A 12138-nucleotide genomic window follows, 5' to 3' on the forward strand; every position below is an offset into this window, starting at 1 on the left:
ATCGCCCTATTAATACCCGGATAAAATAACGAGTCAATTATACCCGGGTAATTTTACGCACTTGCCTTCGATGGACCCGAACCGGCGCGTGCGTTTTGCCTCGCGATCAAGCACGGATTGGGAACAACCTGCCGCCTCACCACAACCGGGCGCGGCCACCGGCATCTATCTTGCAGCATCGTCATCGCTGCACGAGGCGGGGATGACGGGGAGAGGGTGGGCCGGGGATCAAGAACGCTTCAATCCGGGAAGCCGCCGTTCAGGGCAAACTCGACTTCTTCCCTTTCTTTGTCTGTCAACATGGCATCAGAAAACGGCTCGCCTTCAGAAAAGATAAGGTGGGGCGATAGCTTCCAGTCAATCTTTCCTTCGTTGAAAGCACTTTCGATCGCTCTCTCTATATGTATATAGTCCGCGTTTCGGAAGGAAATTACTCCGGATTTATAGACTGAATTATACGCGTTGCGGCCAATCAGCTCGAACATTGCTTGAACATACGGATCTGAATCGTTCAACGCATCTAGGTCTTCCCCCAGATGCAACCAAACATCACAGCCATAGGTCGAGACCCAAAAGATAACCGCAACAGTTGCCGTGTAACTTTCCGGCTGGGCAGCAATCCACTCCAGCGGCTCGATATAGTCGTCCCAGTTCCATTGGCTTGCAATTGCATGCCAGACTTCCGGCCGCTGATCCGCCAGCCACTCGACGATGCCGGGATATGTCTTTTCCATCTTGATATCCTTTGCTGTTCGATAACGGGCCGTGTCGCGTGACCCCAAGTTATCCGGAAGAAAAACCGCCATGCGGCGAAACTGCTGACAAGGAAACGGATCCCGGTTTGAGGCCGGGATGGCGCAGCAATGGCTGGACTGGCGGCCGGGGTCTGGCACTGGTCCGGCGATGGTCACGCAACACGCACAGGTGGTCCCTGCAACTCCGCCGCCGCCCGGACGACGGCGAGAGAGGCAGCCGGCGGTCGGGGTGATGATCCGGGACTGAAGAGCCGCGCATGTTTCGAGCTATAATCCCAGACGTCCGCGATACTCGAGAACCTGATGCCGGACCTGCGATGTGTAGTACCAATCCTTCGGCTCGTGGCTGGCCTCCCAGTCGAGCATGGGCTGGATCTGCTCCTCGGCTATCCACGGGATATCCAGCTCTGAATGCTGCGCGATTTGGAAAAACCGGATCTTGCGCGCCTTCAATTCTGTGTAGAACGCGTCGGACACGAAAAGACGGCTACCCGCTCGAAGGTAGTGCAAACACCAGAGATGGCGGCCAGCGATTGCCGGCTTGCTGAAGACCAGCTTTGAGCTCGTGTCTATCGACGGAGACGGCCTCCCGGGAGGGCTAACGAACTGCCAAGTCAGGCCGCTCTCGGCCATCAGCACCGCGTCGAGTGAGACGAGGCAATTGAAGACGTAATAGGGCTGGGCCAAGGGCTCGCCACGCCTGTCTCGCAGCTCCAGCGGAAAGAACTGGTGCATTCCCGGCTCGAACTCTTCCACCAGATCCTTGAACCGCTGGCTGACCGCATTGCAGCCTGGCATGGGAAACACATCCGGCGCCGGTCTGCGGCCGATCTGATAACCCGAGGCCGGTACAGCCCTTGGGTGCTTCCAGTAGCCGCTGCTCAGTCCAAATGTGATCAAACCCATGTGCCCCAGCTCAAGGAAGATCTGCCGCATTTCTTCGACTGTTTGGTCGAATTCGAACCCAGGAGACGAATAGTCCGAGATCATAGTCTTCAGGGAATAGACCATCACGACCTCCCGCGTTTGCCAAAGGCGGGCTTCATTTTGATCAAATCAGTCATGCCCAAAACCCTCATCTTGCAATCGAACGAATAGAACCGGCGTCAACGTTTCTTCACGTCACAATCCGAGCCGCGCTCTGTATTCATGGACCTCGATCTTCGAACGGGTGTTCGAATACCAGGCCTTGGGCTCGTGACTGGCCTCCCAGTCGAGCATCGGCTTGATCTGTTCCTCGGCAATCCAGGGGATATCCAGCTCCGGGTATTGTTTGATCTCGAAAAACCGGATCTTGCGCGCCTTCAGTTCTGTGTAGAACGCGTCGGAGACGTAGATCTTGCCGTGCTGCCAGAGATAATCGCCAAACCAGAGATGATGCCCTGCGATGGCCGGACGGCTGAACACCAGTTGAGAACCGAAAGACATCGAACTCACAGGCCGTCCCTCTGGTATCTTTTCAGATCTCCAGGAGAGGCCGCTTTCGGCAACAAGAACAGCATCGAGTCTGGTGCGACAGTTGAAGATGTAATAGGGATCAGGGAGAGGAACGCCATTCTTGTCGCGCAGCGCCAGCGGAAAGAACTGGTGCACGCCAGGTTCGAACTCTTCCACCAGGTCCTTGAACCGCTGGCTCACCGCATTGCTCGCTGGCATCGGGAATACATCCGGCACCCGGCCGCGCTTGGTCTGATAGCCACTCTTGGGCATGAGGTCCGGATCTCTCCATATGCCACCGCCCCAGCCATATGCGGATGTTCCGACCGAAGAATACCTGGCCCCGTTTGCCCGCCGTTCGTCATAGGACATGTCGAATTCGAAATCTGGAACCGAATAGTCCGAGAACTTCAGCATGAGGGAATGGACCATCACGACCTCCCGCGTTTGCCAAATGTGGGACGGGGTGGCGGGGTGGAGAGACCGCTGCGGACGGGGAACGGTGTCATCGGTTCGGGCGGGGTCGGGCCGGTCCGGATACGGTTCACTTGCGCCGGGGGCGGCGTGGAAGCATCTGTGCTGGGCTGCGGCGTGGCCTGAGCTGCGTTTTGGGTTGCCGCTTGGGCTTGGGTTGTAGCCGGGGCTGCGGCCGGAGAGGCCGCCGGCACGGGGGTGTCGCGCTCCACGGTCAACTGCATGACAGGCTGGTTCACAGCAGTGCCGCGGGGGCGATAGTTGACGCGGATCCGTTCGTCGGCGCTTTCGCCGATCGTATCATTCTCGTTGATCACCGGATTGTGCATCAACATATAGTGCAGGAAATTGAAGACCTTGCCTGCAATCTCCACCGGCGAAAGCGCCGAGGGCAGCATCTCGATCTCGCGCCCCAGGAAGGCGCTGGCGCCGCAGGTGACCAGACCGATGCCGTCGTCGGCGCCTTTGACCCAGAGCAGGCTGACCCAGTCAGCAACTGGCAGCGACCGGCGTGTGATCGATTGCACCGCATCAAGCCAGCCAGCCTTCGACACCATGATGTCGCCCGTGCCCCACATCAAACCGAAACTGTCGGCTTCCAGCAGGACGGCAGCGGCGACGAAACTGGTGGCCATGGCCATATGCAGCGCCTGTTCGGGGCCGTCCGGTTCGATCAGGCAAATGACCGCGGCTGAGGCGCGATGGGCGGCATAGGCCTGCCGTGCTTCCGGCCAGGCCATTGATTTTTTCAGCGCGCTTTCCAGGGCTTCGGCTGGCACAAGGTCGTTCTGTGGTGCCACGGCAATCGGCACGCCGGCGACCATGACGATGATCGAGCGGCCGCTCTGGCTTTCCTTGTCGATTTCCGCAGATATCCCGACGGACGCAGTCAGATGTCGAAGCCTGTCAAGAAACTGCCCGGATGTGAAACGGGCAGGTGAACGCAACAGGACGACGCTGCTGAACTTTTCCGGCATGGTTGGCGTACCCTCGGTAAATCTGGCAATTTTTATTAGATGTAGCGCAGAGGGTCTTCAACTCAGAATAAGCTTGACGCCGCTCAGACTGGCAGCGTGGTGAATTGTCTCCTAACGATGACCAGACCTACGCCATTACCGCGGCCAGCCGCTCCAGCACGCCCGGCATCATTGTGTGCGGGGTGTTGAAGCGCATGTAGGCGTCGGCGGTGCGGGTGGGGCTGAAGACGTTGCCGGGGGCAAGGACGAGGGGCGTGGGGCTTGCCCGCGCGCGTTCGGCGAGCGCAGTGGCGGACGGGGCCCTGGGGTGGTCTTGTGATTGGCCATCTGATTGGCGTTCTGGAAAGCCCTCCGAAAGGCCTTCTGGCAGGCGGCACCAGAGGTAGAAGCCGCCGCGCGGCATCAGGGCGGGGGTGAAGCCGAGGCGGGCGAGGGCGTGGGCGGCGTCGCGGCGGCTGCGCTCGAGACGACGGCGCAGGTCCTCCACATGCTTGCGATAGGTGCCGCCGGTCAGGACCTCGGCAATCAGCTCGGCGGCAAGGGGGCTGGGGCCGCCGAAGCGGGTGGCGATCTGCAGGTCGGTCAGCGCCTCGATCCAGTCCGGCGGGGCGACGATGTAGCCGCAGCGCACCGAGGCGGACAGGGTCTTGGAAAAGCTGCCGATGCGGATCACACGCTTGAGGCCATCGAGGGCGGCGAGGCGGACGGAGGGCTCCGGCTCCAGATCGGCGAAGATGTCGTCCTCGACGATCGTCATGCCGGCCGCCCCGGCGGCGACGAGGATGCGGTGCGCCACCGCAGGAGACAGGGTGGCGCCGGTCGGATTGTGCAGGGCGGAATTTGTGAGATAGAGCCGGGGCTTCTCGGCGGCGAGCACCGCCTCGAAGGCAGCGGGATCCGGGCCGGTGCCTGTGTAGGGCACGCTGACAAGCCGCACCTGATGCGCCTTCAGCAGCGCCTGAAAGTTGAAGTAGCAGGGATCGTCGACCAGCACCGTGTCGCCGGGCGACAGCTGCAGCCGGCAGACGAGATCCAGCGCCTCGGTGCCCGATCCGGTGAGCGCGAGGTGGCCGGGGCCGACCTCCAGTCCTTCCTCGGCGAGGCGGGCGAGCAGCAGGCGGCGCAGCCGCGCCGAGCCCCGGCTGCCGCCATAGTCCGTGAGCACGCCGGTTTCGGCCCGGGCAAGCTGGCGCAGGCCCCGGCGGAGCGCGGCCTCCGGCATCCAGTCGGGCGGCAGCCAGCCGCAGCCAGGCTTGGGCACGCTGTCATCTGCCTCCAGCGCCAGCCGCGACACCCAGAACGGATCGACCGCCCGTGCTGCGGGAGCGGGGTCGGCGAGCTGCAAGGGCGGCAGGGCCTGCCCGGCGACGAAGAAGCCGGAGCCGCGCCGGGCGCGGATCAGCCCTTCGGCGGCGAGCCGGTCATAGGCCTCCACCACGGTGCCTGGCGAGACGGCGAGGGTCTCGGCCAGCCGGCGGATCGACGGCAGCCGCTCGCCCGGGCCAAGGCTGCGGGCAGCAATGCGCGCGCGGATGGTGGCCATCACGGTCTCGGTGCGGCTCGGGACGGGTGCCAAGTGTATGGTCTCTGATGCTGGTACAGTTTGACGGGATTGTATCAGTCTGTGTCTGGTCGAGGAAGGGGGAGGGGTGTTCTCTTGGGGGATGGTTGGTTGCGGAGCGGGCGTGCCGGGTTGCCTTGGGGTTCAGGGAGCTGGGGCCGCTTCCGGTGGGTTTGGGTTGATAGGTTGCAGAGGGGGTACCCCCACCCCCAGCCCCTCCCCTCAAGGGGGAGGGGGGCGGCAGGCGCCGTGCCTTGGAGTTAGGAGTTCTTCCAAAGGCTTGAAACAGTTGCGACAAGACAGGACACAGACATGCGCATGGGACTGGAAGGCTGGGGCAGCGGGCTTGTTGGGGTGGTGATCTTCAGCGGGTCGCTGCCGGCGACGCGGGTGGCGGTGCAGGGGTTCGAGCCGGTGTTCCTGACATCGGCGCGGGCGGTGATTGCTGCCCTCGTCGGGGCACTGCTGCTGGTCCTCCTGCGGCAGAAGCGGCCGCAGCGGGCGGATCTGGTGCCGCTGGCCCTCGTCGCGGGCGGGGTGGTGGTGGGGTTTCCGCTCCTGACCGCCGTGGCGCTGCGCTCGATCACCTCGGCGCACTCGATCGTGTTCATCGGTCTGCTGCCCCTGGCGACGGCGCTGTTTGCGGTGCTGCGCGGCGGGGAGCGGCCGAAGCCGCTGTTCTGGCTGTTTTCCGGTCTCGGCAGCCTGGCGGTCGCAGGCTTTGCCCTGACGCAGAGTGGCGGCGGGGCAATCGAGGGTGATCTCCTGATGCTGGCAGCGGTGATCGTCTGCGGCCTTGGCTACGCGGAAGGGGCGAAGCTGTCGCGGCGGCTGGGCGGCTGGCAGGTGATCAGCTGGGCGCTGATCCTGGCGCTGCCGGTGATGGCGGTGACGGGCGCGCTGAGCTTTCCCAAGACGTTTGGCGACGTGAGCGCTCCGGCCTGGATGGGCCTGGCCTATGTATCGCTGTTCAGCATGCTCATCGGCTTCATCTTCTGGTACCGGGGGCTGGCCATCGGCGGGACGGCGGCGGTTGGTCAGCTGCAGCTGATCCAGCCCTTCCTTGGACTGCTGCTGGCGGGACTGCTGCTCGGCGAAGCGGTGAGCCCGGCGATGGCGGCGGCAACGCTGGTCGTGGTGCTGTGCGTGGCGGGCGCGCGGCGGTTTGCGTGAATCAATCAGATTTTCTTATCAAGACTAGTAGAACTTCCGACTTAAGGTGATCGGCAGAACGGGCTAGTGTCATCTCAGCGGCGTGGTTCGGGTGCAGCATCCAGCTGGGACCGAGAGGGGACGACACCCTCGGGACTGCGCGCAAGGTCACAGATGATCGGAGAGGACAATGGACGCGATCGACACCGGCAAGTCCGGCAAATGCCCCGTCATGCATGGAGGTCAGACGACCTCGGGTTCGTCGAATGTGGAGTGGTGGCCGAATGCCCTCAACCTCGACATCCTGCACCAGCATGACAGCAAGACCAATCCGCTGGGCAAGGACTTCGACTATCGCGAAGCCGTCAAGACGCTCGATTTCGCCGCGCTGAAGGCAGATCTCAAGGCACTGCTCAAGGACAGCCAGGACTGGTGGCCGGCTGACTGGGGCCATTACGGCGGCCTGATGATCCGTCTCGCCTGGCACTCGGCCGGCTCCTACCGTCTGGCCGACGGCCGTGGCGGTGGCGGCACGGGCAACATCCGCTTTGCCCCGCTCAATTCCTGGCCGGACAACGCCAGCCTCGACAAGGCCCGCCGCCTGCTGTGGCCGCTGAAGAAGAAGTATGGCAACAAGCTGTCCTGGGCCGACCTGATCGTGCTCTCCGGCACCGTTGCCTATGAGGACATGGGCCTCAAGACCTTCGGCTTCGCCTTTGGCCGCGAGGACATCTGGCATCCGGAGAAGGACGTCTACTGGGGCGCGGAGAAGAAGTGGCTTGCGCCGTCCGACCTGCGCTACGAGGACGTGATGCGTCCGGAGACGATGGAGAACCCGCTGGCCGCCGTGCAGATGGGCCTCATCTATGTCAACCCGGAAGGCGTCAACGGCAAGCCGGATCCGCTGAAGACCGCAGCCCAGGTGCGCGAGACCTTCGCCCGCATGGCGATGAACGACGAGGAAACCGCAGCCCTGACCGCTGGCGGCCACACCGTCGGCAAGGCGCATGGCAATGGTGATGCCGGTGCCCTCGGCGTCGAGCCGGAAGCTGCCGGCGTCGAGAACCAGGGCCTTGGCTGGTCGAACCCGAACCAGCATGGCCGGGCCAGCGATGCCATCACCTCAGGTATTGAAGGTGCCTGGACCGCCAACCCGACCGTGTTCGACATGGGCTATTTCGAGCTGCTGTTTGGCTACGAGTGGGAGCTGACCAAGAGCCCGGCCGGTGCGCAGCAGTGGCAGCCGGTGAACATCAAGCCGGAAGACATGCCGGTTGATGCCACCGACCCGACCGTCCGCCGCATGCCGATGATGACGGACGCGGACATGGCCATGAAGATGGACCCGACCTATCGCGCCATCTGCGAAAAGTTCATGGCCGATCCGGAGTACTTCAAGGACACCTTCGCCCGCGCCTGGTTCAAGCTGACCCACCGCGACATGGGTCCGCGCGTGCGTTACATCGGTCCGGACGCCCCGAAGGAAGACCTGATCTGGCAGGATCCGATCCCGGCCGGCCCGAAGAACTACGACATCGGCGCGCTGAAGGCGAAGATCGCCGCGTCCGGCCTGTCGGTGGCTGACCTGGTCGCCACCGCCTGGGACAGTGCCCGCACCTACCGCGGGTCCGACATGCGCGGCGGCGCGAATGGTGCCCGCATCCGTCTGGCACCGCAGAAGGACTGGGAAGGCAACGAGCCGGCACGTCTGGCCAAGGTTCTGGCCATCCTGGAACCGCTGGCGGCTGAATTCGGCGCGAGCGTTGCGGATGTGATCGTTCTGGCCGGCAACGTCGGCATCGAGAAGGCTGCCAAGGCTGCCGGCTTCGCTGTCGAGGTGCCGTTTGCCGATGGCCGTGGTGACGCGACCGACGCCATGACCGACGCAGACTCCTTCAAGGTGCTGGAACCGATCCATGACGGCTTCCGCAACTGGGTGAAGAAGGACTACGTGGTCAGCCCGGAAGAACTGCTGCTCGACCGTGCCCAGCTGATGGGCCTGACGGCTGCGGAAATGACCGTGCTGCTGGGTGGCCTGCGCGTGCTCGGCACCAACTACGCGGGTGCAAAGCATGGCGTGTTCACGGCCCGCGAAGGTCAGCTGACGACGGACTTCTTCGTCAACCTGACGGACATGGCCAACACCTGGAACCCGACCGGAAAGAACCTCTACGAGATCCGCGACCGCAAGAGCGGCGCAGTGAAGTGGACGGCCACCCGCGTCGACCTGGTGTTCGGATCGAACTCGATCCTGCGCGCCTATGCGGAAGTCTATGCCCAGGATGATGCGCAGGAGAAGTTCGTGAAGGACTTCGTTGCGGCCTGGGTCAAGGTGATGAACGCCGACCGCTTCGACCTCGCCGCCTGAGTGGCTTAAGGGTCAAATCGTGACAAGGAACGCCGCGCCCGAAAGGGCGCGGCGTTTTTGTTTGGTGTCAGCCGATCCGGATGCGGTCGCGGCCGGCTTCCTTGGCAGCGTAAAGGGCAAGGTCAGCGCGGCGGACGATGTCTTCCCAGGGAAGCAGGGAACCACCCGCGATGCCGAAGCTGGCGGTCAACCGGATGACTGAGCCTTGCGGCGTCTCGATTTCAAGAGACTTCACCGCCTTGCGCAGCTTGCGCGCTACCCGCGCGGTTTCGGCCATGGTCTGACCTTCCAGCAGGATCGCAAACTCCTCGCCACCATAGCGCGCGACATGGTCGCCGGCGCGCAGGCTGCGCCGCAGGACGGCAGCCACTTCGCGAAGAACCTGATCGCCAACCGGATGACCGAAACAGTCATTGATCGCCTTGAAGTGGTCGAGGTCGGCCAGAATCAGATGTGGCACATCCATGCTGCGGGCACCAAGCGCAAGACGATGGCCGATATCGTCGACGGTGCGGCGATTGAGGAGGCCAGTCAGCCCGTCGGTCGTCGCCAGCGTGTGCAGTTCCTCGGTCAGACGGCGGCGCTCGGTCAGCTTCTCGGCGACGATTGCGAGTGCCGAGTGGACAAGCCGGATCTCGGCAACGTGACGGCGCGGACGGGTGGCCGGCGGGGTCTGGTCAAACGCAAGGGCAACGATGGCGCGGGACGCATCCAGCAAGGGGCTGAAAATGTAGTACTGCATGGCGAGCACTAGCGCGACCACCAGCCCGACGATGGTCAGCATCAGGATCAGCGACTGAACAAGCCCTGTCCAGGCTGCGTTTTCCCTGCGCAACTGGGTGAGTCGGATGTCTTCCATCAGCGCCGTCCGCAATTGCTCGAGCGGGCGCATCAGCGCGACATACTGACGGGTAAAGGTGATTGCATCGAGCCGCGGCCGGGTTTCCGTTGCATCGAGCCCAAGCTGCTGGTCGCGGAGCATCAGGCCCTTGACGAAAAAGTCCTGTCGCGTCGCCTCGAGCAGCTGTTCCAGCTCCGAGCCTGGCGTCAGCGAGGCGGCCAGCGGCTCGAGGAGCATCCAGGTTGCCAGGAGACGGCCCCGGACCTGCTGGCTTTCCAGAATATAGCGGCTGCGAATGGGTTCACCGGTCACGAGTGGCGGGATGACGAAAGAACCAAGCCGGCCAGCCTGCTCGCGCAGATCCGCCAGAGTAATCCCCTTGAACAAGGCGTCGACAAGCGCGGGATCCTGTTGCAGGGCGCCAGACATGCGCCAGCGCAGGACGGACTCATAATCGCTGTGGGCGGTAAACATGGCATCGATTGCGGCCTGGATATCGCCATAGCGCCGCTCAAGCCGCGGGCGTTCGCCGGCCCTTTCCACCAGGTGCCGGGCCCCCTTGAGCCGGGATATGACTGACTTCATCAGATCTTCGGGCACATGCGCGACGAGATCCGCCAATGCGGCGTCGGTTGCCCTTGTTGCCTGCTCCCAAGCCTCGCGATACTCGGTGCGAACGCCGTCCGGTGCCGCCATGTAGGAATTGGCCGGTCCGCGCTCGGCCGAGATCAAGGTGCCGGCCTCCAGATACCGCGCGAAGTCAGCGATGGCATCTGCCCGGGTCTTTGCGTCTTGAAGTTCCATGTAGGACGAACGCGCCGAAAGACCGGCGAACAGGATCGTGCAGCCGATCGCAAGGAGGGCGATGATCCACAGGTAGCCCCTTAGTCCGCTCGTCGCTGGCTGCGTGGGTATGTCATATTTCATGTAGCGTATTCTGCCGCTGGGTGAGACGAAGGTGAAGCGGCACTATTACGTTTCTGAAGAATAATTAACCAATGCGATTGCGGATGGGGAGATCTGACGCAGGCACTTGACTGAGAGTGAATAAGCGTATGTTTCGTATGGAAAAAATATTGACAAAATGCGACGCGTGCAGGGCGGTCAGTCGCTTTGGCGCAAGGCGCGCGCCTCGACTTCAAATAGGCTGGCACTGATTGGCATCGCTTCGAGGGCGATGGCCAGCTGCCGGTCCTGCCGCCACTGGATGCGGCACTCCGCAACCGTATGTTCCAGATCATCGTGCAACAGAAGGCGCGTTGGCAAGACCACCTGGGGATCGACGAGCAGCCCGACCCCGCCGTCCATCAGATCGTAGATCGTGCAATCCGCCAGCGGCTTGCAGTCGAGATCGGTCAGCCGGCCCCCGCGCATGCGCGAACGGTTGGCCGGACGAAGCTGGTTGGCGCGAAACGGCGCAGAAGCGGGTCGCAGCGACATGATTGGGTCCCGGCATGAAGACGCCGGAACGAGGGAAAGTCCGCCGGCACGAAGGGCCCCGATTAAGGTGCGAAGCTTGTGCGGGGCTTGCGCGGTCTGGCCGCCGGACTGGTTTCCAATGACGGATCGTCCGGGTCAGTCGCTCAGGTCGGGCTGTCCTCGTGGCGATAGATCAGGATGTCGCCTGGCTGGCAGTCGAGCACTTCGCAGATCTTTTCAAGGGTCTCGAAGCGGACGCCCTTGACCTTGCCGGACTTGAGCAGGGACACGTTCTGCTCGGTAATGCCGATCTTCTCGGCAAGCTCCTTCGACCGCATCTTGCGGCGCGCGAGCATCACATCCAGCTCGATGATGATGGGCATGTCAGCTCCTTCATACGAACTGCTGGTTTTCTTCATAGGCAAGAGCGGCCTCCCGCATAACCCAGCCAAACAACAAGGTGAGGGGTCCGAAGACCAGGAACAGGATCTGCCCGGCCTCGACCGCAAAGGTGATCGTTCTCTGACCTTCCGGCAGATCATAGGTCAGGATGAAGGTGCCGATCGGGTCTGCAACAAAGTCAAGCAACCCGAGCGCCAGGAGCCACCAGCCGGTCTCGACAATGAAGGAGAGCGTGCGGCTGGAAAAGAAATCCAGACGGCCAAACTGCGCGAAGATTTGCCTTAGTTTCCAGAGCAGCATCACGACAGCCCAGATACAGGCAGTCAGAAACAACGCAATCAGCATGCGTTGCCCCAGTCCGATGGTCATCAGTCCTCTGGAAACCTCGCCGATGTCGATCGTGTCCTCGGCTTCGAGCTGCACGAAACTCGGCAGGATCAGCACGAAGATCACCAGAAGCCCGCACGCGACACAGATCGCCGCCATGCCGGTCAAAAGCCACTTGAGCCACACGGCCATCGTGCTGATGCGTTTCAGCCGGCGGGTGCGTTCGTCGTTCGTCTCGGGGGACGCTGCAGAGTGTGCGGATATCATGATTGGCTTTCTGACAGTCTTTTCCAGCCTCGTCACTACCGGTCAAGCGGCGATTGATCAAGTCAGAAATATCGCGCTTGACAAAAAAATGCAAATTGGGCTTTCTTGAATTATCGTTTCGCAGTAAGAAATTGATGCGAGCGAAATTCACGAGATCC

At 62.6% G+C, this 12138-nt stretch carries 11 protein-coding genes; 2 read left to right on the forward strand and 9 right to left on the reverse strand.

From position 1 onward, the window contains the following. Positions 1 to 239 precede the first annotated feature (239 nt). From OVA12_RS21240 to OVA12_RS21260, 5 genes are all read right to left on the reverse strand, one after another. Positions 240 to 734: a DUF4274 domain-containing protein gene (locus OVA12_RS21240; protein WP_268140638.1), complete on the reverse strand. Its 495-nt coding sequence runs from the start codon at positions 732 to 734 to the stop codon at positions 240 to 242. Positions 735 to 1022: 288 nt separating this feature from the next. After that, on the reverse strand, positions 1023 to 1766 hold the full coding sequence (locus OVA12_RS21245) for an imm11 family protein (RefSeq protein WP_268140639.1): 744 nt from the start codon (positions 1764 to 1766) through the stop codon (positions 1023 to 1025). A 111-nt stretch (positions 1767 to 1877) separates the two neighbouring features. Continuing rightward, positions 1878 to 2624 carry an imm11 family protein gene (locus tag OVA12_RS21250; RefSeq protein WP_268140640.1) on the reverse strand — a complete coding sequence of 249 codons (747 nt, stop codon included), beginning with the start codon at positions 2622 to 2624 and terminating at the stop codon, positions 1878 to 1880. After that, positions 2624 to 3490, reverse strand: coding sequence for a DUF4261 domain-containing protein (locus tag OVA12_RS21255; RefSeq protein WP_268140641.1), 867 nt, complete (start codon positions 3488 to 3490; stop codon positions 2624 to 2626). The genes OVA12_RS21250 and OVA12_RS21255 overlap by 1 nt, the downstream gene beginning before the upstream one ends. Before the next feature lie 280 nt (positions 3491 to 3770). Then, positions 3771 to 5186, reverse strand: coding sequence for an aminotransferase-like domain-containing protein (locus OVA12_RS21260; RefSeq protein ID WP_268140642.1), 1416 nt, complete (start codon positions 5184 to 5186; stop codon positions 3771 to 3773). A gap of 330 nt (positions 5187 to 5516) precedes the next feature. Here OVA12_RS21260 and OVA12_RS21265 point away from each other — a divergent pair, with 330 nt between their 5' ends. Then, entirely contained in the window at positions 5517 to 6377 is an 861-nt protein-coding gene (locus OVA12_RS21265; protein WP_268140643.1) for a DMT family transporter, read from the forward strand. A gap of 169 nt (positions 6378 to 6546) precedes the next feature. Next, positions 6547 to 8724, forward strand: coding sequence for a catalase/peroxidase HPI (gene katG, locus OVA12_RS21270; protein ID WP_268140644.1), 2178 nt, complete (start codon positions 6547 to 6549; stop codon positions 8722 to 8724). Positions 8725 to 8791: 67 nt separating this feature from the next. Here katG and OVA12_RS21275 read toward each other — a convergent pair whose 3' ends face one another. The 4 genes from OVA12_RS21275 to OVA12_RS21290 all read right to left on the reverse strand — a co-directional run bounded on the left by OVA12_RS21275 (position 8792) and on the right by OVA12_RS21290 (position 11980). Next, a complete protein-coding gene (locus tag OVA12_RS21275; RefSeq protein WP_268140645.1) occupies positions 8792 to 10492 on the reverse strand; it encodes a GGDEF domain-containing protein in 1701 nt (566 codons plus the stop codon). Between the two features lie 177 nt (positions 10493 to 10669). Next, positions 10670 to 11005, reverse strand: coding sequence for a hypothetical protein (locus tag OVA12_RS21280; RefSeq protein WP_268140646.1), 336 nt, complete (start codon positions 11003 to 11005; stop codon positions 10670 to 10672). Between the two features lie 143 nt (positions 11006 to 11148). Next, a complete protein-coding gene (locus OVA12_RS21285) occupies positions 11149 to 11367 on the reverse strand; it encodes a helix-turn-helix domain-containing protein (RefSeq protein WP_268140647.1) in 219 nt (72 codons plus the stop codon). Between the two features lie 10 nt (positions 11368 to 11377). Continuing rightward, positions 11378 to 11980 carry a DUF2975 domain-containing protein gene (locus OVA12_RS21290; protein WP_268140648.1) on the reverse strand — a complete coding sequence of 201 codons (603 nt, stop codon included), beginning with the start codon at positions 11978 to 11980 and terminating at the stop codon, positions 11378 to 11380. Between the last annotated feature and the right edge of the window lie 158 nt (positions 11981 to 12138).

The organism is Pannonibacter sp. SL95 (assembly GCF_026672425.1).
In the GTDB taxonomy this organism is placed as follows: Bacteria; Pseudomonadota; Alphaproteobacteria; order Rhizobiales; family Stappiaceae; genus Pannonibacter.